General features: G+C 39.3%; 9 protein-coding genes. 5 read left to right on the top strand and 4 right to left on the bottom strand.

What is annotated here, in order from left to right:
* The first annotated feature begins 8 nt into the window (after nucleotides 1–8).
* The 5 genes from AC0QT4_RS05740 to AC0QT4_RS05720 all read left to right on the top strand — a co-directional run bounded on the left by AC0QT4_RS05740 (nucleotide 9) and on the right by AC0QT4_RS05720 (nucleotide 18,263).
* On the top strand, nucleotides 9–6,860 hold the full coding sequence (locus AC0QT4_RS05740; protein ID WP_473200760.1) for an autotransporter outer membrane beta-barrel domain-containing protein: 6,852 nt from the start codon (nucleotides 9–11) through the stop codon (nucleotides 6,858–6,860).
* A gap of 692 nt (nucleotides 6,861–7,552) precedes the next feature.
* Entirely contained in the window at nucleotides 7,553–10,777 is a 3,225-nt protein-coding gene (locus AC0QT4_RS05735; protein ID WP_473200759.1) for an autotransporter family protein, read from the top strand.
* A gap of 312 nt (nucleotides 10,778–11,089) precedes the next feature.
* On the top strand, nucleotides 11,090–13,765 hold the full coding sequence (locus AC0QT4_RS05730) for an autotransporter family protein (protein WP_473200758.1): 2,676 nt from the start codon (nucleotides 11,090–11,092) through the stop codon (nucleotides 13,763–13,765).
* Between the two features lie 798 nt (nucleotides 13,766–14,563).
* Entirely contained in the window at nucleotides 14,564–14,728 is a 165-nt protein-coding gene (locus tag AC0QT4_RS05725; RefSeq protein WP_473200757.1) for a hypothetical protein, read from the top strand.
* Nucleotides 14,729–15,683: 955 nt separating this feature from the next.
* Entirely contained in the window at nucleotides 15,684–18,263 is a 2,580-nt protein-coding gene (locus AC0QT4_RS05720) for an autotransporter outer membrane beta-barrel domain-containing protein (RefSeq protein WP_473200756.1), read from the top strand.
* Nucleotides 18,264–18,507: 244 nt separating this feature from the next.
* On the opposite strand, the gene AC0QT4_RS05715 is transcribed toward AC0QT4_RS05720, so the two are convergent.
* From AC0QT4_RS05715 to AC0QT4_RS05700, 4 genes are all read right to left on the bottom strand, one after another.
* A complete protein-coding gene (locus AC0QT4_RS05715) occupies nucleotides 18,508–19,479 on the bottom strand; it encodes a WD40 repeat domain-containing protein (RefSeq protein ID WP_473200755.1) in 972 nt (323 codons plus the stop codon).
* 10 nt (nucleotides 19,480–19,489) lie between these two features.
* Nucleotides 19,490–20,518, bottom strand: coding sequence for a CobW family GTP-binding protein (locus tag AC0QT4_RS05710; protein ID WP_473200754.1), 1,029 nt, complete (start codon nucleotides 20,516–20,518; stop codon nucleotides 19,490–19,492).
* A 12-nt stretch (nucleotides 20,519–20,530) separates the two neighbouring features.
* Nucleotides 20,531–21,274, bottom strand: coding sequence for a creatininase family protein (locus AC0QT4_RS05705; protein ID WP_473200753.1), 744 nt, complete (start codon nucleotides 21,272–21,274; stop codon nucleotides 20,531–20,533).
* Between the two features lie 2,051 nt (nucleotides 21,275–23,325).
* Nucleotides 23,326–24,660 (bottom strand): NAD(P)H-dependent oxidoreductase, encoded by a 1,335-nt coding sequence (locus AC0QT4_RS05700; RefSeq protein ID WP_473200752.1) that lies wholly within the window; start codon nucleotides 24,658–24,660, stop codon nucleotides 23,326–23,328.
* Nucleotides 24,661–24,790: the final 130 nt, after the last annotated feature.

Raw genomic sequence — 24,790 nt, 5'->3', positions numbered from 1 at the left:
TTTGACATATGATTAACGTATTTAAAAATCGCACGCGTTTGTGCGCTGTTACAACAAGCGTTTTCTTCTTTTTACAAGGTGTGGATGCTTCTGTGGGGTATAGTTCTTATCCTTCAACGTCCTCATTTCCCACATCTCCATTTCAATTTGGCTCGTCACTTGTGCCTTCAGGTGGAGGCTCCCTTGGGTATGGTGGATATCCGTACGGGTATGGTGGATATCCGTCTGGGACTGGTGAAAATGTAGGTTACATGACATCTCAAACACCACATCAACCACCACTTAGAGTAGAGAATGGTGGAAGAGCACAGGCGCGTGTGTCTGTTCCAAAGCAATCTACGTTTGTTTGTCGTGCTCTTAATAAGAATAGTGCTTTTAGTGCTCCTGGCACTATACGTACTGTTGTGGGCGGGAATGGTTTTTCGGTGCCAAACGGTGGATTGCGTGTAAATGCGCCAGCCGGTGTGGCAGGTCCCGCTATACCAAATGGTGCAGCGGCGCTAGATGGTGGGTTAAGCTCGAATGAGGCAAGTGTAGGGGTGCCAGGTACAGTTGGGGTGCCGGGTGTAGGCGGGGTGCCAGGTGTAGGCGGGGTGCCAGGTACAGGCGGGGTGCCAGGTGGTGCGATAAGAACGCCAAGGGCAGGAAAAGCAGAAGGGAGTTTATTAGCAGCTGTTCCAGGTGTTCCAGGTGGAGCAAATTGGGGTGCTTTGGCTACAGAGCGAGATACAGCAACAACGAGTGGGCCCGGAGTAAATTTGCCAGATTCGGGAATTCCTCCGGTTCCAGGTTCTCCAGGTAACATACCTACTGGAGATTTACCAGATCTAACAGATGCATTTAGAAATAGCAGAGCTGATGCATCTTCTATTGCAGGGGTTCCAGGTTCTGTGCTGAATACTATATTAGGTGCTGATGCATCAGATAATAAGATGCCTGGTATAGCTAGAAATCTTGTACCAGGTGATGCAGCTATGGGTGGTGCAGCTATGCTTGTATCAGGTCGAGGATTGTTTGAATCTTTCAATGGTATAGATAATGAGGGAGTACTCTATGGTGATCAGCTGGTATATGGATCTATTTCCTGTAGGCAAAGTGGAGTATATACACTAACGAATAGTGCTATTATGGCGGATGATGGTGGAACTGCTGTATATGTAAGTCCGGTTATTGAGAATCGAGGACGAGGTAAAGGAAGAAAAAACCAAGAGTCACCACTATCGCCTGAAGATCGAATAGTTGTTAATTTGGAAGATGTGTTGATTGGGAACGCAGAGGGGATATTAGATCTTTCTGACGACATGAAGATGCAAAATGTTGTTAATTTAGCTCTTATGGATTCAAGTTCTATTAATCCGAATGGTCAGGATAATAATGTTGCTGTGTGGGTAAATGGTGCAGGTGGAACAAAAGCAGAAGTTAATTTAAGGAACTCAAATATTAAGGGTTTTTTTATTGGGCTTGAAGCTGAAAACACTGGATTGATCCGTATGACAGGAGGGGATATCAGTAGGGTTCATGTTGGCGCTGTTTCTAGAAATGGTGGGGATATTTTCTTGGAGAATGTAAATATTGATGCTCGAAAAATAGGTCTGTTGAGTTTTGCAAACTCTATTATAGGGATGAAGTCTGGAGCAATTACTGTAGCGGAAGGAGGAATGGCGGTAAAGGCTGCAGAAGGAGGAATGGTTCAATTAAATCGGGTTTCTATTAAGATTGCTGAGAAAAAACAATCTGGGGATAATAATGCTGATTCTAAGGAAGGAAGTGTGGCTTTATTGACGCGTGGAGGTGTTGTTTCCTTTAAAAATGGGAGGGTTGAAGGTTCCGATACTGTTGTATTGTGGGTAAGTGATGATTTTAAAAATCCTTTTCCTGGGATTTTGGATCTTGGGCAGTTCGAAGTTATTGATTATGGTGATTACAGTGATTTGATCAAGGCAACAGGAGAGCAGTTAAGTGTTGGTCGTGTTACGCGACAGACTGGTGTTAGTTCTGAAGGGCAGGACAACACTCTTGATGGTGATTCTGATCTCGATAGTGATGATAGTGGTTCTGCTGATAATTTTTTTACTATTGAGACTCGTTCCTTTGATGAATTCGAAAATGGTGAATTCGACAGTATATACCCTGATGGATTGTCTGATATTGCAGATGATCGTGGTGGATTGTTTGATGTTGCAGATGATGGGGACTATAATGATATTTTTTCCACGTATGCGGAGGTTTCATCTGCTATAAAGAATTTAGAGATTGATCCAGAATCTGAAGGTGTTAATGAAGCCTTTAGAGCTTCCAATTTAATGGTTTCTGATATTCAAAACTCAATTCTTAACGTGACAGGTAATTCTTATGGTATATACTTTGATAAAGATTTGCGTTCGCGTGGAGACAAAAAAAGTGAACAAAATGCACAGCGAGATGCAAAAAAGGGGAGAAAAAGAAATAATAAAAGTAGATCGCATGCAGTTCTTTTAAAAGAATCTACTCTCAGAGTTCCCGATGGTGTTGCCATTTATGGTGAAAATTTGAGAGGTTATGTCGTTGTAAAAGATGAATCAACTGTTTCGGGTGGGTTACTATTGAAAACTGAAGCAGGGGCAGATTTGTCGGTTGTTGTTGATGATTCTATAATTATGGGTGCTGCGCGTGTTGAGAAAAATTCTCATGCGAAGCTCTTTTTGTCTGGAGGATCGGAGTGGTATGTAACAAAGAGTTTATATAATGGTTTAGAAGATTCAGATCCGCAGTGTGTGGATTCATGTGTTTCATCTGTGAAACTTTCAAAGAGTAATATTAGATTTTTTACTTCTTCAAAGAGAAGTAATACTGAAAATGAGGACACTGAAGGAGGTGTTGAGTATCGAACTCTTCGTATTGGAAATGGAGAAGGCACAGTTTACAGTGCGGATGAGAATGGGGATTCGAGGATTTATTTCAATGCGAATCTGATACCTAGTAATGCGGATAGTACTCAAGTATCTGATAGACTATTGATTCATGGTGATGTTTCCGGAAAAACTAAGGTGCATGTAAATCCTATTTCAGATGATGTATCATCAAAACCGAATGAATCCCAGGAAATACCTTACAGTGTTTCACTTATTCAGGTTTTTGGAAAGGCAGCAAAGGATTCTTTTACACTACAAGGTGATTATATTACACTAGACGGATTACCTTATCAGTATGTTCTTCGTGCTTATGGGCCAAGTATTCCTCCGCACATGCAGTATTTTGATAAGAAATTAATTGTAGGAAGTAACGAAGTTTGGGATTTTCGTTTAGAAAACCAGTATGTTGTACCTCTTGTTTCTGGGTATACTACTGCCACTAATTTTAAGATTACTGTTCCTCAAAAACCTCGTAGGAAGAGTTCTCAGGCTGAAATTCGTGGTGATGTTGGTGGAGAAAATGCTGAAGTTGAGCAGCTTCCTGTTCCCACGTCTGCTGAAAATTCTGTAGCTAGGGCTCCTGCTCGAGGTGATTCACTTGGCAGATCTGAGCTATCTGAAGATTTATTTGAAGAATCTGAAGAACAAGTGGAAGAATATGAGCTAGGAGAACACGGACTATCTGCAGAATATGATATTGAAGGATATGAGCCTGAAGGATCTGAAACAACAGTGTTTGTTCCTTTAAGCGGTACACCTTCTAACATTTCTGCTGCTTCTAATAACTCTGGGGCTAGAGGGCGTGTTTTATATTCTACACTTACGAGATCTGATACAGATGATATTTCTATAGTACCAGCTCCTTCAGGCTCTGTAGCTCCTACTTCTGTTGCTAGGTCTGAGACATCTGAGCCTATAAAGAATATTTCTTTATCCGGTGGATCCATTGTTACTTTTACTCTCTCTAAGGAGCCTGCACCTATAATTTCATCTGCATCCATCAAAAAGTCTACCGCTTCTACAGGGGATTCTTCTTCAGAGGTTGCGACTTCTATGGATACTAGAGGTTCTGGAAATTCTAATGTATCTTCTATTAAATCTGTTACGCGGGCTGATGACGTTGAAGCTGTTACACGTAGTGACAATGCTGATATTAAAATTGTTTCTTCTCAGTGTAATAATACGGCGTCAAGTGGTACGAAGAAATCATCTACTCCCTATTTATGCAATGATGGTGCAGCACATAAGATAGAAAATCTTACGCTGATGGCAAATGATAAGAACCAGCATTCTATGCATGTAAAAAACCAGAATACAATTGTTGAGTTAGCGGGGGCTACTATTAGTGGTGCGTATCCTTCTGAAAATGGCAGTAATCTTGATCTTACTAAATTAATAGCTGTGAGTGCTGTACTTGCGGATGAAGGTGCAAAGGTTGTTTTAAACAAAAATTCAAAAGTGCAATCTTCTCTGATAGGACTTGAGGCACAAAGAGGTGGAAAAGTCAAGATGGATGATGGAACAGTCAATGTTCAGTTTGTGGGCGCTTTGGCAGGTTCTGGGTCTTCTGTTGAATTAAGTAATACGAGAATTAATGTGGTGGGCGATTTAGCTGTCGCTGGTCTGGCTAGTAACGCTGGTGAAATAACCATGAAATCTGGGCAGATTATTTTAAAAAGGGGAGTGGCTGTTAGGTCAGAATCGGGCGGAAATGTTAAATTAGACAATGTTAACATTACGGTAAAAAAAGAAAACAATAAGCTGGATTCTGCAGAGAGGTTTGGGAGTGCAGCTTTCTTGTTGAGTGATAATGGTTCTGTTGATTTTACGAATGGGAATGTTGTTACTGATACCAATGCTTTGTGGGTTAGGGATACTTATGACACAGGTGAGGTCGGCGCTTCTAGGAGAAAGGGGGAATCTGATGCTCGTTCCTCTATCAATCGGGCTAATATCGAGTTTTCTACTGTTAAGGTAGAAGGTGATAAATCTTATGGTATATATTTTGATGGAGCAGGACGGAAAGGAGTAGAAAAACGGAATCAAAATAAAAACTTAGGAGAAACCGTATTACAAACGTCAATGGAACACTCTGGAGGAAAGAGTGTTGTTAAGCGAAATGCTGTATCTTTACAGGAAAAAGCACCTATAGGTATAACGGGAGAAGTTTTGTTGAAGAAAACTGATTTTGAAGTGCTAAACGGTGTGGCTATTTATGGTAATAGTTCTAGTGGTCGTGTTTCCTTAGAAAACGAAACAACTCTTACTGGTGATTTGCTATTAAAAGCTGAAAATAATTCTAATATACTGGTTTCAGCTAATAACTCTGCTATTGTTGGTGGAGCATGGGTTCATAAAGGCTCTTATGCTCAATTAGAATTGATTAATGGATCACAGTGGCTTTTGAAAAGAAGTGCACAGAAGTATAGAGAAGTTCCAGATTCAGAATGCAGGGATTCATGCGTTTCTTCTATAAGCCTTGTCAATAGTCGTATAGAGTTTATGCCTTCGGAAACTGAGACGTTGAAGTACCAAACACTTCGCATTGGAGAAGGAAAAGGTGTTGTCTACAAAGCAGAAGGCAATGCTTCAATTCACCTCAATGCACATTTAAACCCCGATGATCCAAGTGATAATCAAGTAACCGATCGCCTTGTAATTCATGGTGATGTTGAAGGAAAAACGAGAGTGTTTGTGCTAGGTGTTTCCAGCAAAGTGAGAGACGAAAAGGATAATAAGCAAAGTCCTCATAGTGTTTCTGTTATTCAGGTTTACGGAAAGGCAGCAAAGGATTCTTTCCAACTCGATGGTAATTATGTTGCGTTGAAGAATTCACCTTACAAATATACTCTTCGCGCTTATGCACCAGAAGCCACTTCAAAACAGGAGCATGTTCAGCAGAAGTTTATGAAGGATGGTGGAGAATTTTGGAATTTCCGTCTAGAAAATCAATATGTTAAGTCTTCGCCTACAGTTGGATTTGTGCTTCCTGAACAAGTTGTAAAATCTGTTGTTCCGCAAGTTCCGACTTACTTGCTCTTACCAAATAGTGTATTCCATGCCGGTTTAATGGATATTAGCAATCAAAACAAACAGTTGGAGTCATTGCGGGCTACTTCCAATGGAATGGTAGAAATTCGCGAAAACCCTGCTTTATATTTGCGCGGCTATGGTGGAAGTTACCGTTATGTCTCAGACTTATCCGCACTTGAGTATGGTTACAAAGGTGATCTTACCTATAATGGTGTAGAGGCAGGTGTTTTGTTGCAAACAATCGAAAATGCTGACAGTGCTCTGTCCTTTGGAGTTATGGGCTCTTATGGAAAGCTTTCTCTACAACCTGTGGATGTTAAACAAAGCCAAGAAAGTGCATTTGATAAATGGACTGCTACAGCATATGGCAGCATGCAGCATAGTGCGGGCTTCTATGTGGATGGTCTTCTTTCCTATGGTCTGTTCAAAGGCGATGTTCTCACCCTTGCACGAGGAAAAACAGCAACTTTAAAGGGCAATCCTTTCACTGCCTCCTTGATTGGTGGTAAAGCGTTTACAACAGGATATAAAGGTTTTGTTGTTGATCCGCAGGTTCAGGTTGTTTATCAACATATTCAGTTTGATAAGGCTCATGATGTTGACGGCTTTGACATTGAATTAGGAAAACTTGATCAATGGGTAGCACGTGTTGGTGGGCGTTTGATTAAGACACCTACAGGACTTGAAGGAGTGAATGCTATTTCCTTCTATGGTAAGCTTTATCTTGCTCATGGTTTTGAAGGCAAAAAATCTGTGCATTTCAAAGATGCTTTCCAGTTAGGTGCTTTTGGTTCTTCTCTAGAAGCCGGATTGGGCTTTAATGCCAAATTATCTAAGCAGTTTGCGCTTCACGGTGATGTTGTGTATCAGCATAAGCTCAATAAGGCTGGTTTTTCTGGAGCTAGTTTTTCTGGAGGAGTGCGCTATCAGTTTTAGAATAAGGTACAATACATCCTTTAGTAAAGGCAGCACAATGTGCTGCCTTTTCTTTTTCTTGCATTGATTTATCAAAAAATTGCTCTTTGTTATATAATTATGAGCGAAAAAAGTTATGATCGGCTTTTTTGTTTTGTGTATGAGAACTCTTTATGACTGTATCATTTCTTTTTATCCTAAAATGCGTTTCTAAAATTTTTTCTGATAAAATCCGATATGATAACAGGCTTTTAAGAGCTTTTTAATGATAGAAAAGCCCAATGCTTGTGCATGAAACTCTGCCTGATTTTATTTTATCCGCTATGATATTTTATGTTTCCTTAATCTCATTTTTAAATTCATCTTTTTTGATTTTATAATTTTTTTCACGTGCATCTTTTGTCAGTCTTTCAAATTTCACAAGGATAGAGAGTGAAGTTTATTAATTACACGCTATAGTTTTGTTTTTGCTTTACACGAAACACAGAATGCATTATACACCTATAAAGTGTAGTTGGTAATTATTCTCTTACAGGTGGTGATTGTTTTGTATTCAGATTCTCCACCAATTTTATTTGGATAATTCATTGCACGGGTCAACTGAGCAGTAGATGCGTCCTTTGTTTACACCTTTTTGTCTTTTGAGGTGGGTGGGGTGTTTTTACCAGTGCTTTTATTTTCAATGAGAGGGGAAGCAAAGTTTCGAGGGAACTATGATTAAAATGTTTAGAAATCATCTGTTTTTATATACGGCCGCAACGGCTATCCTTTCGTTGTTACAAAATGGAACGGTGGTTGGTGCAAGTGTAGAGAGATCTGGTCAACCTTTTTATAAAATTACCGTTACTCCTACGACTAGTGGTACTTCCTCTGATCTACCTAAAAGACTTACTGTTATTCCTTCTAATAGTGTTTTAGGATTAGGAGGATTGGGCGGTTATCGCAAATTTAGCGGTATATTGAATGGGAGTCGCGATAGTAGCAATCTTCTCAGAGGAGAGGAAGGGGATTATGGTGGTACATATGTTCCTACATATAATAGCTGGGGTGGTGGGTATGGGCAAAATCTTAGTGGTAGAAGAGATGATCCTCTTAGCGGAGAAGGTGGGGACAATGCTGGTAATAAATATGTTTACAAAAATCACTCTAATGGGAAGTTGATGCTCTATAATGGTGCTTATTATATATGTGATAACTGTACAGAGGACAAAATTGACAATAAGTCTTATAAGATAACGAATACTTCTGATAATCGTACTGCTATAACAGTAAAGGGGATGAGTGCAAAAGTTACAGGGAACAATGTAACTGTTAGAAGTGAAGTTTCAGATAAGCCTTTTACATATGGAGTCTCTGTATCAGATAATGGAAAAATTGTTTTAAAATCGCCAAATATCAAGAATGTAAATACAGCTCTTCATGTTAGTGACGGGATAATTGAGGTACATCAGGGCGTTATTGAGAAAAGTCAGAAAGCTGTCGAGGCAACGGGGAATTCATTTGTTCTTTTAGAGGATACAACAATTAAGACGAGTGGTGGGAAGGCGAGTCTTTTGAGTTATAGCCGTTCAGAAGTTTGGATGGGAGATGGGGCAATTGATTTTGCGGATAGTCATGGGGCTTCTTCGACGTTAGGTGGGGAGATAAATCTTGATGGTGTTAAGATGACTGGAAAGGGGAGTAGAGGTAAAAATTATGCGGCTTTGCATACGGATGTGGGCGGGCCTATTGATTTTAAAAATGGGGTTATTGATGTTACTGATGCCCACGGCATATTATCAGAAAATACTGTAGCTACCCCTAATTCGATTTTGTCGTTTGAAGCTTTATTGGATAATGTTGAGGTAGCTGAGGACAATTCAGGTAATGTTGATGCAACTGAGGTCAATATTGAATCTTCTTCTGTTACAGTGCAGGGTAAAGGATCTTATGGTATATATTTTAAAGGAGAAAAACCATGGGAGGAATTCGAGCAAGAAGAGGATTCAAAGGATAAGAAAACTCCAGGAAGATTGGAAGTTGTTAATTTGCAGAGAACGATGTTTTCAGTTTTAGATGATGCGGCTATTTATAGTACCGACAAAACTTTTGGTGTTGTTGGTTTAACACAAAGTACTTTGAGTTCAGGAAATTTGTTGTTAAAAGCTGAAAAAGGTGCCTCGGTAAAAGTTTTAGCGAATGCTTCTACCCTTGAAGGAGGGACCTATGTCGATGAGGTTTCTACTGCTGAACTTTATTTGGGCGGTGATTCGACATGGATTTTAAAGCAAAGGCAACAAAGGAATTCCCACGAGTCAGATCTTTCCAACGACTTCTCTCTCTCATTAGTAAGCCTGATGGATAGTTCTATTAATTTTAAAAAACTGAAATCTGCTCCGGTTTACGATTATCAAACACTTAATATTGGACAAGGAACGGGTGAGGTTTATAAGGCACAGGGTGATGCACAGATTTACCTTAATACATATCTAAATGAGGGTGGCTCTCTTAATAATCAAAAGACTGATCGTGTTTTGATTTATGGGGATGCCTCTGGAAGAACGACAGTTCATGTTCGTAGTATGCCAGGAAGTCCAGGGGGATCTACAGGAAATGGTGGAAATGAACAAGGAATCTCAATTATTCAGGTTTCTGGAAAGGCAAGTCAAGATTCTTTTCAGTTAAACGGTGGTTATGTTGCTCTGAAAGATTCACCTTATCAATATAGGCTTTATGCTTATGGGCCGCAATCTTCTTTAGGGCCAGCAAGTTCTGCTCAAAGATTAGTGAAAGGAAATGAAGGCTTTTGGGATTTTCGTCTCGAAAATGGATATATTGATTCTGATGTTAAACCTGCTCCTGAACCAGCGCCGGCTCCGGCTCCGGCTCCTGATCCCATTCCTGGGCCAACACCTCCTCCAGGACCTGGCCCTGATCCTAGTCCAGTACCTCCTCTAAGACCAGACTTGGAACCGCATCCTAAACCAAGTGTTAAGGCTGTTGTTCCACAAGTTCCGACTTATCTGCTTTTACCAAATGCTTTATTTCAAGCAGGTTTGATGAATATTGACAATCAAAATAAGCGGTTAGAGGTTTTGAGAATTGCTTCTGGTGGATTGTTGGAAAGTGATGAAAAACCTGCCTTTTTTGTGCACGGTTATGGTGGTAGTCATCGTTATGTTTCAAACCTTTCTGCGCTTGAATATGGTTATGGAGGTGAGGTTGATTATAATGCCATTGAAGCTGGTGTGCTGCTGCAAACAATTGAAAATGTATATGGCACTGCTTCTTTTGGGGTTATAGGATCTTATGAGAGATTTTCTCTGCAGCCCTTAGATGTTGAACAAAGTCAAAAAAGTGCATTTAATAAATGGTCAGTTACGGCATATGGCGGTGTGCAACATGATGCAGGTTTCTATGTGGATGGACTTTTCTCCTATGGTTTATTCAAAGGTGATGTTCTCACGCTTGCGCGGGGAAAGACAGCCACTTTAAAGGGCAAACCTTTCAGTGCTTCTTTGACTGCTGGTAAAGCATTTGTGATCGAGGATGAATGTCTTATTTTTGATCCGCAGCTTCAAGTTGTTTATCAGCATCTCCAGTTTGATAAGGCACGTGATATTGATAATTTTGACATTGAGATGGGAAAACTTAATCAATGGGTAGCACGTGTTGGTGGGCGCTTAACAAAAACCCTTACTGCAACGGATGAGGCGCGTGTTGTTTCTTTCTATGGTAAGATGCATCTTTCCCATGGTTTTGGAGGAAAGAAATTTGTGCATTTTAAAGATGCTTTCCAGTTGGGAAATTTGGGTTCTTCTCTAGAAACTGGATTAGGTTTTAATGCAAAATTATCGCCAAAGTTTGTACTTCACGGTGATGTCATTTATCAGCACAAACTGACCAAAGCGGGTTTTTCTGGAACAAGTTTTTCTGGAGGAGTGCGTTATCAGTTTTAGTTGACTCGTTTTAATCAATTATTTAAGGAGGCACAAAGCTATCTGCTTGTGCTTCCTTGTTTTTAGAATTTTTTACGAGCGTTTTTGAAGAGAGAGTTATTTAGCATATCTTAAATGCCTTCCCTACTTCAATTTTTTTAACTGGATGAGATTTCTGTTCAGTGGTTTCTAAATTTTTTATTTCATATTTACATAAAACACAAAACATATTAATTTTGCGTGCATTTTTGAACGATATGTATTAAAAGTATAAATGTCATTGGGTGCGATGCCTGCTTTTATAGAGTCTGAGAAAGAGTTTACGGTAGAATTATGGTCAAGATATTTAAAAGTCATCTCTCTTTGTGTGTTGTAACAACAGCTGTTTTTCTTTTCCTGCCCAATGCAAATGCAAGGGTACAAGCTGAGGCTGCTACTGAGGTGCGATCAAGCGCTGTTGTTAATGGTAAGATGCAAAATGATGCAAATAAATTTGCATGTGATAGCACGCTTTCATTTTATCAGTGTAATGATGGTAAATTACACTCTATTAGTGGAAAAACGTATCAGAAAACTGATGGAAAGGAAGATGGAACTGTTGCCATACAAGCATCTCAAGACGGAACGCGTATTAAAGGGGAGGATGTAACGATTAAGGATGCTTTAAATCCAGCGGATTCGGATAACAGCTTTTGGAAGTATGGTATCGTGGCCGATAATTCGGGATCCGTTCAGATAGAAAAGGGTATGATTGAGTTTACAAAGGGCGTTGCGGTTCAAATGAAAGATAGAGGGCTTATCACTTTGAAGGGGATGTCCATTATCGAAAAGGGTGAGAGGGTGATGCGTATAAGTGACCATAGTAAAAATTCAGCTTTTCAGACATCCGGAGAGGATGGTTATATCAGTTTTAAGGAAGGAGAAGTTAAGGTTTCTAATGCGCATGGTGTTTCATTTCAGGGAATTTTTGGCAATATTGATATTTTTAAGTCTACTGTTTTAGTGGAGGGGAATGCGTCTTATGGATTGCATTTTTTTGGTGAGCAAGAGCGCACATATAATTACAAAGATAAAGAGAAAGAGAAGGTGTATACTTTCTTCGGCGAAACTGGTCAATTATTCGGCAGTTTGCCGGAAGGGGACTTGCCTAAACGAGGAAGTGTTCATTTGTACGAGACTGTTTTAAAAGTTCCAAATAGTGTGGTTATTTATAGTAGAGAATCTGGTGCGCTTGTTAAAGCCCTATATAATTCTGAACTTTCTGGAGATTTATTGTTAAAGGCTGAAGAGGGGGCTTTTGTGAAGGTTGCAGCTATGTATGCTTCTACACTTGTAGGGGGGGCTCATGTTGATGAAAGTTCTCATGCTGAGTTTCGGTTAACAAAAGGGGCAAAATGGACTTTAACGCGACCCAAAAATAAAAGTTTGCACGATTCTGTTCCTTCTCGCTCTATAGGTGATTCATCAATTTCGTTGTTACATCTTATTGATAGTTCTCTTATTTTTGAACAACCAAAGTCCAGCGAAGCTGGGAATTATCAAACACTCCGCATTGGAAAAGGATCGGGTGTCGTTTATAAGGCGCAAGGTGATGCGCATTTTTATCTCAATACATATTTGGATAAAGGGGGCGCTCTTAAAGATCAAAAAACTGATCGTCTTTTAATCTATGGGGATATTGACGGAAAAACAACCGTCCATGTACAAAGCATGCCAGGGAGCCCTGGAGGAGGTACAGGGGGGGGTGGAAACAATCAGGGGATCTCACTTATTCAGGTTTCTGGAAAAGCCGAGAAGGGCTCTTTTCAATTAGCGGGTGATTATATTGCGTTGGATAATTTGCCTTATCAATATGGGCTTTATGCTTATGGTCCAGGCTCTGATTTAGGCAGAGCAAATCCTGCTCAAAGATTGGTTGAAGGTCACGGTGAATTTTGGGATTTTCGTCTCGAAAATAGATATATTGATGCTCATACTCAATTGAATTCTGATCCTAGTTCTAGGCTTCGTCCTTCTCTTGAACCTCGTTTAGAACCAGAGATTAAGGCTGTTGTTCCGCAAGTTTCAACCTATCTTCTTTTGCCAAATAGCGTATTTCATGCCGGTTTAATGGATATTAGCAATCAAAACAAACAGTTGGAGGTATTACGGGCTACTTCCAGTGGAATGGTAGAAATTCATGAAAAGCCTGCCTCATTTGTGCGTGGCTATGGTGGGCGTTACCGTTATGTTTCAGACTTATCCGCACTTGAGTATGGTTACAAAGGTGATCTTACCTATAACGCTTTAGAGACAGGTCTTTTGCTGAAAACAATCGAAAATGCTGACAGTGCTCTATCCTTTGGAATTATGGGGTCTTATGGAAAGCTTTCTCTACAACCTGTGGATGTTAAACAAAGCCAAGAAAGTGCATTTGATAAATGGACTGCTACAGCATATGGCAGCATGCAACATGATGCAGGCTTCTATGTGGATGGACTTCTCTCCTATGGCTTGTTCAAAGGTGATGTTCTCACCCTTGCACGAGGAGAAACAGCAACCTTAAAGGGCAATCCTTTCACTGCCTCCTTGATTGGTGGTAAAGCGTTTGCAATGGGATATGAAGGTTTTGTTGTTGATCCGCAGGTTCAGGTTGTTTATCAACATATTCAGTTTGATAAGGCTCATGATGTTGATGGTTTTGATATTGAATTGGGAAAACTTGACAAATGGATGGTCCGTGTTGGTGGACGTTTGACGAAGATGTTGTCTGCCTCTGAGAGGGATCATGAGGCTTCCTTTTATGGAAAGCTGCATTTTACTCATGGTTTTGAAGGAAAGCAAACTGTGCATTTCAAAGATGCTTTTCAGTTGGGAGCTTTTGGTTCTTCTCTAGAAGCTGGAGTGGGTTTCAATGCCCGATTGTCTTCAAAGTTTGCCCTTCATGCTGATTTGGTTTATCAACACAAACTTACCAAGGCAGGCTTTTCTGGAGTTAGTTTTTCAGGCGGATTGCGCTATCACTTCTAGTTTGATCGTCTTTTAATCAATTCTTTAAAGAGCTATAAGTAGAGTTTATGGCTCTTTCTTTTTGTTAGTTGCTTTGGCTGGAAATTTTGAAAACAAATCTCTTCCATACCTTAAAAATACTGAAATGCTTCCTGGTTGCTTTGCTTTTTGTGATGATTTTTCCGATCTGTGTGCATTGATAAGCTGTTTTTGAAGAACTGGTTTTGGGGATGAATATGCCGTTATCTATATTTTCTGTGTCTTTTGAATAATGCATATTCTTTTGTAGCGCAAAGGGGAAAAAATTTGTCGTAAAATTATGATTAAAATATTTAAAAATCACCTCTCTTTCTGTCGTTTTATGATGGTTATTCTTTGTCTTTGTAAATAATGCAGATGCTGATGGTCAGCTTGCTTGGAAGAAGTAGTTTCCATAGTGCGAAAATGCTTCATTTTATCGATGTGGTGATGATAAAGAACAGGCAATTTTCAATAAAACTTATCCATGCACTGGTGAAAGCTCTGATTCAGCCATAGAGGTATTGGAGGAGGATATAGTCATTGGAGCAGACAGGATAATCATTAACGATATTGCGAATGCAAATGATCATTCAGGAAAAAGCTCTTGGGCAACAGCTGTACAAGTATTAACGCAGGAGCGTGTTTCTTTAATCAATTCCATCTTCAATAATATGTGTTGATTGATGTCGATGTTGATGAGGGAGAAGCTTTTGAGATGTGAGAGGGGCGATTAACGTAACTCGAACGGGGGTTAGGGTAGCTGGTAACTAATCTTTTATTCTTTTAAATAATTCAGAAATGAGGACAAGTGTTGATGCGATCAGTCTTTTTAGCCAATGCAGTGTGAAAATTGAAATGAAAGCGGGAAGGATTGATTTTACAAATGGTATTGGGGTTCAAACAGCAGGAAGTGGTAAAGTTGTTTTACATGGTGTTTTTTTACAGGAAGGAGAAGATGGCTAAGAAATACAAAGAGTCATTGCAAAAATACTTCTTTGTTTCTATGGGGTTGTTGGTGCTAATCATCGTTATACTTCGCTCTTTTTATCCTCGAATATGGTTATGGAGAGGCGCTTGGTTATCATACCATAGAGGCTGGAATTTTGCTGAAAAATATTGAAAGCGCATATAATATTACATTTTTTGAAGGGTTAGGGGGACAACATTCTTTGTAGCCTCGAGAGATCAAAAAAGCCAAGAAAATCATTTTATAAATGGAGAGCACAGCATACGGTAGGATACACCATGATATGGGCCTTTATATAGATGCTCTGTTATCTTATGATCTTTAATGGGGATGTATTCACTCTTGCACGGGATACGCCAATAGCATTAACAGCATTAGGAAGTGATCCCAGAATGGTCCCTTAACTGCTACTAAAGCATTTATGAGGGGGTGTAAAAGTTTAATTTTTGTTTAACGGATAAAGTTTTTCATCAAAATCTTCAGTTTTATAAGGTACATGATATTGATGGCTTTAACTGGGGAAGAATATATTATTTTTTACCATGGTAAAATTCATTTTATTTATGATTTTGGTGATAGAGAATTTATCATTTAGGAGATGCTTGCCAAGGACTCTGGGTCTTTTATAGAAACTGGATTTTGTGTTTGTGCACAACTGTCTCTAAAGATTATATTTCATAATGATGTGATCTATCAGCGTAAGCTTATCAAGGTTTGTTTTTCTAGACTACATTTTATGGTGGATTAAAATATCATTTTTAATCGTAGCTTTATATTTAATACATTCTTTGTGAAATTTATAAGAACAAACCGTGTCTTTGTTGTGTTGTTTTTTTGATTTTAACTTTACATATAATCCAAAACGAATTATTTAACCAAAACATAATCTGGCAATCAGGAGATGGTCGTCTTTGTTTTTTTATGAGGGGAATAGAAGAAAGTTTATAGTCAATGATAATAAAAATATTAAGATCTCATGTCTGTTTATGTGCTCTTACCACGTCCGTTTTTTTCTTTATCCATAATATAGATATTAAGGCACAAGATGCCTCTTCGTGTCATTCTCTTCAGTCGTCTTTATGTGGGGGTAGCGAAGTGCAAGGGGTTGTTGACGGGTCTTATAGAGATCTTGTTAATACGGGCTCTTTTGATGCTGTAATCATAAAAAAGTCTGAAAATATAGCTCTTAAGATGGAGAAACAGGCGGATTTAAAGTTGGGTGAAACGTTACAATTAAAAAAAGCGGGTTCCATTGTGTCAGAGGTGCTTGCGCAGCCAAAGATGGTAACTATTTTGGATAAGGTTTCGATAACTGGAAATGGCAAAAATACTGTTAATGGTAAGAAAGGGGATAGCCTTGGTAATGGCGTGAGCCAAGCAGTTTTTGGTGTGAAGCAAGGCGGTTCTCTTGTTGTTAAGGACAGTCAAGTGGAGGTCACTCATGTTTATGGTTTCGTGGGTGAGAGTGCACCAGCAGTTTTTGCTAATGATAGGTCTTCGTTAGAGTTGCTCAATATGTCTGAGGTTGTTGTTGAAAACTCAAAGATTACTATTAAGGGGCATGGAGCTCGAGGACTCTATTTTCAGGGAGGACTGTCAGATTATGAATATTTAGAGGGAGAGGTGCTTGCTAGGTTAGGGGATTTTCAGTTTAAGAAGAGCACTTTGCAAGTTCCGCATGGTATCGCTATTTATGTTGATGATGCGAGGAGAGTTCCTGTTATTAGGGCATCAGAGAAATCACGTATCGTTGCTGATTTGTTGTTAGAAGCTAAGAATCACTCTGCCGTCGGGATTGAAGCTGATGCTTCTTTTCTTGTCGGCGGAACACGTGTTGATAGCAGTTCTCATGCCGAATTTGAGTTATCTAATGGATCGCAATGGACTGTAACACCACGGAAAAAATATAAAGATTCACAATCTGCAGATTCATCCCTTCGTTTTATAAAGCTTACTGATAGCTCCATTTTTTTCAAAAAACCAGAAGATGGTCATTATCAGACACTTCATATCGGAAAATTAGGTGAGAGCCACTCAGATGATGTTTACGTTGCTAAGGGGAATGCACGTATTGTTGTCAATGCGTCTTTGGAGACAAGGGGCCAAAACAAGGGGATAAAAGCTGATAAAATTTTAATGTATGGTGGTGTCGATGGAACCACAAAAGTGCATGTCGTAGAAGTCTCAGGAGATTCAGAAAAAAGAAAGAATCTGAGCAAAGATGAGCAAAGAGATAGTCAGAGTGTTTCACTTATTCAGGTTTATGGAAAAGCGACGCAAGATTCTTTTAAATTAGCCAATGGTTACGTAGCACTTAGAGGAGCACCTTATCGATATCGTCTTACAGCTTATGGTCCAAGTTCCTCGTTTGGGAAAGCAAAAGAGGAAAATAGACTGGTTGGACAAGAGTCGATTGAGAATTATGGAGATTTTTGGGATTTTCGTCTTGAAGCTGAATATATACAGCGTTCTTCTCAGTTGAAAAAGAAGGTTGTTCGTCGGCGCGTTTCTCGTTCTATTGGAACCGGTTCTGAGGATTTTGTTCTTTATCCTGATCTAGGTGTGAGAGCGGTTGTTCCACAAGTTCCAACTTATCTCTTCTTGCCAAATGCTTTGTTTCAGGCTGGTTTAATGGATCTTAACAGTCAAAACAAACAGGTGGGGGTCTTACGTACTATTCTTGGAGGACTTTCGAAAAAGAGCGAGAATCCGCCTTTTTTTGTATGGGGTTATGGTGGAAGACATCGTTATGTTTCAGATCTTTCTGCGCTTGAATATGGCTTTGGAGGCAATTTAAATTATAATGCTGTAGAGGTAGGTCTTCCGCTCTCAACTGTTGAGAGTATGCATCATTCTACAAGCTTTGGAATTATGGGGACTTATGGGAAAATGTCTCTACAACCTCAGGATGTTATCCAGAGTAAAGAAAATACGTTTGATAAATGGTCTGTTACGGCATATGGTAATATACAGCAGGATACGGGCTTTTATCTCAATGGTCTTCTTTCCTATGGTGTTTTTAAGGGTGATGTTATGACCCTTGAAAGGGGGAAGACGGCAACATTGAAGGGAAATCCTTTCAATGCTTCATTCGTTGGTGGTAAGACATTTATAACAGAGTATAAAGATCTTATTTTTGATCCGCAAGTTCAGGTTATTTATCAAAATCTGCAATTTGATAAGACATCGGATATTGATGGTTTTGATATTGAAATGGGAAAACTTCATCAATGGGTGATGCGTGTTGGTGGCCGTTTAACTAAGACACTTGCTGCTTCCAAAGCAGAGCGCGTTATTTCTTTCAATGGAAAGCTTCATTTTGTCCATGGTTTTGGAGGAAAGCAATTTGTGCATTTCAAAGATAAATTTCCGTTAGGAGCTTTTGGTTCTTCGCTAGAAGTAGGAGCTGGTTTTAATGCCAAATTATCTTCAAAATTTGCACTTCATGGAGATATAAATTATCAGCATAGACTGACAAAAGCAGGGTTTTCTGGAGCAAGTTTCTCGGCTGGTCTTCGTTACTTGTTTTGACAAAGGATGAGAGGTCCTTTTCTCCGAAAGGCAGCAGGAAATGCTGCCTTTTTGTTTGTTAAAATCTCTTTTGTCTTCTCTACGGGTTCTTTTGTCTTGATGAAAAAGGGTGCAATCTAAGATTTTGGGGTGTGTGATTGAAAACGCTGTGTGAGTGTGTCTCTTTTTTTAAGAGGAAAAGGGTGGCCCCAACTGCTTGTGGAGGATTGTGCTGCTATTAGCTGTGATGGTTATTGCTATTTTCTTAAACAGAGATGTTGATGATACCACATTCACCGTTTTCGCTACCAAAGGCAAGATTGTGTCCCGTTTTATCCCAATTTAGCGCTGAAATAGCGCTTTTCCCGCAATCTTTTAGAAGAATTTCTTTTCTATCGTGAAAATGTGCACATAAAATCATTCCGTCATTAAAGCCTATTGCAACAATGTCTTCGCTTGGATGACAGGAAACGGTGCTGACCAGTGCATTGGCTCGCGTGCCCAGTTCTAGTGGTGCTTTACCCATGGGGCCATCTTTCGTATGAAAGGGCCAGACAATGGCTGCTGAGGCGCCTGATGTTGCGAGCCATTTTCCTTTTGCGCTCCAAGACCAGCTTTTGACCTTGCTTGGATAGCCACTCATGCGTAAATGTTGATTATCAGTAAGACGCCAGCCATGTAAGGCGTTTTCTTGCATGCTAGAAATCACATAGCGGTTGTCTGGTGAGAAGGTGACATCAAAGTGTGCCCCTTTCCATACCAGTGTGGTTGGAGGTGCTTGCGTGGAGAGCCAATGCAGGGTAACACCATTATAATGGGCAACGGCAAGGCGTAAACCCTTTGGAGCAAATGCAAGACCTTCTACACTGCGTTCATGCGTAAGTTCTTGTAGCCCATTACCGATATTTGCCACTGTTAAACGTGAGGAGGAATAAGCAAAAATTTTCCGTGGTCCAAAAGTAACCTTGTTTATCCATTTACCTTTTTGTTGCCCTAGGACTTCTGTATGACCATCTGCTGTTGTGTGACAGGCTTTTCCGTCTTCTCCACCAGTGATAATCGCTGTGTTATCGGAGGCAAAATGACTTGAAATTATTCCTTGGTGAATTTCAATGACTTGCGGGATTGGGTTTAAAAAAACAATGAGACCCTCTACTGAAACGAAAGTTGGTTTGTTGTCAATAAAACCGCAGGAAAGACAATAATTTTGAAGATTATAATGGGTGGTGCTTGGCATTATACCTCACTTATGCGCAATTTTCAAAACCAGTTTTCAATTTTTCGGCATCAAGGGTGCGGCCGATAAAAACAAGCCGGCTTTCCCGTTTTTCATCTTCACGCCATGGACGTTGATGCTGTCCTTCAAGAATCATGTGTATGCCTTGAATAACATAGCGATCATTATCTCCTTGAAAGGCAATAATTCCTTTTAAACGTAAAATATCAGGACCTTGTTGTTGCGTAACCTGTTGAATCCATGGAAAAAACTTTTCTGGTTGAAGCGTACCTGTTTTTAAACTTACAGAAGTAATTGTAATGTCGTGAATGGCGGATGGGTGGTGATGGTGATGATCATGATTGCAATCGGGACCACAGAGATGGTTGGCATGTTGGGGATCAAGAAAATGAGGATCACTCTCTAAAGTTCGTTGTAGATCAAAGGAACCAAGATTGAGAAGTTTCTCAAGAGGAATATTCGTGCGCTCTGTTGCATAAAGTACAGCTTGGGGATTAATCGCAAGAATAAGCGATTCAGCATGTGCACGTTCTTGTGCAGTGACAAGATCAATCTTATTTAAAAGAATGATATCAGAGAAGGCAATTTGATCTTCAGCTTCACGGCTCTTTTTAAGTTGAGAGGGGAGGTGTTTTGCATCAACCACTGCTATGACACTATCAAGAGCGGTCTTTTCTTGGACAGTATCATCCATGAAAAAAGTTTGTGCAACGGGAATAGGATCAGCAAGTCCTGTTGTCTCTATAATGATTGCATCAAAGCGGTGAGAGCGTTGTATGAGGCTTTCCAGAATACGAATAAGATCGCCGCGCACGGTACAGCAAACGCAGCCATTATTCATTTCATAAATTTCTTCGTCGGATTCCACGACAAGATCATTATCAATGCCAATTTCACCAAATTCATTGACAATAACTGCATAACGTTTGCCATGGTTTTCACTGAGAATGCGATTGAGAAGAGTGGTTTTTCCTGAGCCAAGATAACCTGTGAGAACTGTAACGGGAATTTTATGGGGCATATTTTGTTTTTTTTCCATGAGGGGTGCCTTTTATCGTAATGCGTTTATTTTAAATTTCTTGATATCATCAAGTAAATCACGAAGCCCACAAAGGACATGAGAGAAAATTGCTTCACCCGCTTGAGCTGTTGCTTCCCTTGCATTGCCTGCTGCTCCCTGTTGGTTAAGGTCACGCATTGTCCATCCAAAGGCATGAGGACCATAAGCACGTAAATATCGATAATGGGCAATCATATCAGCTTGCTTATTGTGAAAATTTTTTGCCTTCTCCATTTGCACTTTTTCTGGTGCTAAATAAAGCATTAAGGAGGTTTCAATAAATCCTCCATGAATATCAAGATGTTGTTGAGAGGGTGCCATTAAACCTTGCGGGAGGCCAAAACGACTCCAGCTGGTTGCGACGGCAAGCATGGCAAAACGTCGCCGTAATTCGGTAATAACAATGTTCATTAAAGGTGAATTGCCTCCATGGGCGTTGAGAAGAAGAAAACGTTTAATACCCTTATGGTAGCAGTTTTCACCAATCTTTATCCAGCGTTCGATCGCGTCAGAAAAGCTGAGCGTTTTTGAGCCTGTAACATCCATATGTTCAACGGAATAGCCAATTTTTTCAACAGGTAAGAGCGTGATATCAAATTGCTCTCTTGTTTGTAAGGTGAGGGCTTTTGCAAAAGCTTCAGCAATAATCCAGTCGGTTTCAAAGGGGAGGTGTTTTCCGTGATATTCGTGGGCGCCCAAGGGTAAAAGAGCAAGAAAAGGCGTATCGGATACCATAAACTCATTATCCAAAAGAGAAGTCAAAAAAATGTAAAGTGATCAGAAATTGAAGGTATTTTCCTTAATTTTAATCTATCTCCGGAAAAAATGCAAACAAGAGTATTTTCATGCATCAGAGTTAGAAAAGAGAAAATGAGTGCTTTGTTACAAACAGTGAAGAGACGCTTGAAACAATCTTTCAGTCTTTGCTGCAATATCGCTTTATCATTGTTTAAAGATGAGGTGTGTTTTGTGAAAATTGCCGATGAGACATCTGTTTTTGAAAAGCTAAGATTTGAGGATGATGAGCTTTATATTCTATTGACTCGTTTACAATTTTGCGACAGCTCTTGCGTTAAGAAGCTTCATAAGAAGCATTTTTATTGCTTTCTTCTCCGTGTTTTTATCCACACGCTCATCCCCCTTGTGATGTGCAAGGGGATGGTTTTAATTTCTTCACCATAGATAGGATTAAAATGAGAGACTCTTAACGATCTTCAGGATTTTCATTCAACAGGCAAAAGATTAATTATGATTATCAATCAATATCTTGCCTACTATAGAAGGCAAGTTTTCCTTTGAAAGGAAGGGGGCATGGGCGGCTGTTGCTATGAAAAAGAGAGTGATGAGAGAACTTAGATTTCAAATTAAAATTTTGCGAAGAGACTTTATGACATTTTATAGATGGTTGCATTAAAATGGTACAATGTTTTTTGATCCATACGACTTTTAAGAAGATCTTTGTCATTTTAGTAAATGACAAAGAAATTGAGAGAGTACGGTGGATTATTAAAGGAAGTTTAGTGAATGTGATGGGATTGAAGAGGTCTTTGCGTGTTCACTAAAAGAGATAATGATTTGGACGATTAAGATGCTTATAAGTATGGTTTTTTGTGAGGTAACCATTAAGAGAACAAACCAATTGGTTCTTTTATAAAGAAAGCCATGTTTTAATTTAAAGGTGAAGGGGATTGACCATTTTGGTAGTGTATCTTTACCAGAATAAGGATAAAGAGCGCTGGTAAAGAAAGTAAAGATAAAGGAAGAATGTTTTTCTGCCCTTTACATTTATAGTGATCTTTGTTGCTTTATCATCGGGAATATTTTTTGTTTTATATCTCAAATGACTTAAGATGTGTTTAATTTTTTCTTTTATAAAAATAAATCTTCTTATTTTTTGATGACAAAACATAAATGAACAATAGTCTTTATTTTTATTCGCTATAATTCTAAAACGTATAATAATTATTTCTTTTAATTTTTAGTCATTTATTTGATAAATTATTTTTTATGTTGCAAATTTGTATATTATGCTTTTTACTATTTACATTAAATACACAATGTATTATAATTTGTTCTGTAAATACGTAAATATATCATTTGTATAGAGCGATAAATAGATAAATTTTTGTTTTTATATCTGTAAGTATTCTTTCACTTTCTTCAGTGAAGTAAAAGAGGAGCAGAGAGGGCTGTAATTAAAGTATTTAGATCTCATATCTGTTTGTACATTCTAACAGGGTTTATTCTTCGTTTTGTACAAACTGTCGAGAGTTATGCGAACAGCACGAAGCTCGCTTTCAGGAAGGAGCACCTGTTGCTGCTATAGCAGCAACAGGAAAGAATGCAGGTATTGAGGCTATAAAGATGGCTGTTATTCGTGATGCTGAGGGGAAAGACGGATTTGCTTTTGGAAAAATATTTCTCTTTAAAGCGTTTTGGGGTGGTGTCGGTTTTATAATCTTTTTGTCTTCTTTACTAACGGGGGAATCTCATTGGTGCTGTAGCGTCCATTATAGGGTTATTTTTTTTATCACATAGGGTTGTTTTTATCGCTCATCGGAATTCCTCTCTTTTTGGTGTATTTTGTTGATCATTCGTGGAGAAAAGGTCTCTTTGGAGAAGCATTTGTACTGATCTGAAGAGAGGGATGAAATATATATGAGCTGTTCTATAGATATACGAGTGGAAGATTTAAAATCATTCAGGAGTTATTTTCAAAGGGTAGAGTCTGCTATTTTTTGCAGCTTATCATGATTTTATAAGTAAAAAGGTTGAGAAGAGTTCGTTTATAGACTTGTAGAGGAAAGACAATTCAGTAATGTGTCTTGTTTTGTACGAAGGCGTGCAATCCACTGATCCTCACGAATAGCGGTATTATGGACTGTAATGAGTTCATTTTTTTTGATTTCAGCGGTCACTGTTGCTTTTTCCAAAAGTCCACAGGGAATGGCTTGGTGCGTGCGCGCTTCTACCTTGTTCATGATCCAAGCACGATAAGTGTAAAGACCAATGAAATCCAATTGATCACCTGGGTGTAAATCTTTTTTAGCAACAGCACAAACTTCTGCTACTGGAGTGCTAAGGGGTACCATATCTTTTTTCCCATAAAGCATGATCCGTGCGCAAGTGAGGGGGACTTCCATTGCCGTTAAATGATAGGGACGATGAAAGGTAAAGTAAGGTCCCTGACCAATTTTTAAATCTTCCATCCGTTCGCGTAGACGTGGGTGTGCAATTTCTGCAATGACAAAAACACCTGGAGAAACGCCTTGACCTATCGAATAATCCACAACACCATACTTCTCTAAAATACCGCCATCTTGTTTGGGAATAAGTACTTTGCTTAAATCTTGGAGTGCTGTTTGTGGTCCATGCATTCCTGGGCAGTCGGGAAGGAGTCCCGTTGCATTGGCAATGGCTGCCATTTCAACCATTGTTTTGGAACCATCAATAAATTCAACGAGCATACGCACATTCATATTGCGTTGTGATGCTTCTTCTTCATAAGTATCAGGTGTGGCATCAAAAATAAGAGGATTGTTTTTACCTTTTCCAGCTGCAACGATCTTATGTCCAAGGGCTGAAACAAATTCAATGAGCTCCATGCAAGATGTTGGTTCATCACCGGCACCAAGTGTATACACAAGGCCTCGTTTTTCTGCTTCATGTTTTAGATAAGCGCCAATTGTAACATCGGTTTCAACATTCATGGTGACAAGATGTTTGTTGTTTTCAAATGTTTTAAAACCAATTTCTGCACCAGCTTCAGGATAGCCTGTTGCATCGACGATAATATCGATTTGTTCATGACGTAAAATAAGGTCAATATCATCTGTGGCGGCAATTAAACCTTTCTCAATGGTTTGCGTTAAGGCATTGGCATTTTCAATTTCGCGTGCGTGGCCATCTTCTCCGTAGGCTAACAGAGCGGCATCAAAAATACGTGATGGTGTTCGGGTGGCAACAGCCGCAATTGTTATGCCATCCATATGAGCGACAGTTGAGAGCAAATCTGTTCCCATTTCACCACAACCAATGAGTCCAATACGGATAGGCTGGTGATTTTCTGCACGCTGTTTTAAATCACGTGCTAAACCTGTTAGGCTGACATTGCTTGCCATTATTTCTTCTCATTTAAAAACTACCGTGTTAGGGGGTGTTTTTATTTAAAGCGCATTTACTTTTAAAGCAATGAATCTTTTATTATTGATGCTCTAATTAATGGGTTTTATAAAAGCAAGAGCGGTGGGG

It is taken from the genome of Bartonella sp. EBT8 (assembly GCF_055796165.1).
This window is presented reverse-complemented; position numbering and strand designations above follow the sequence as displayed.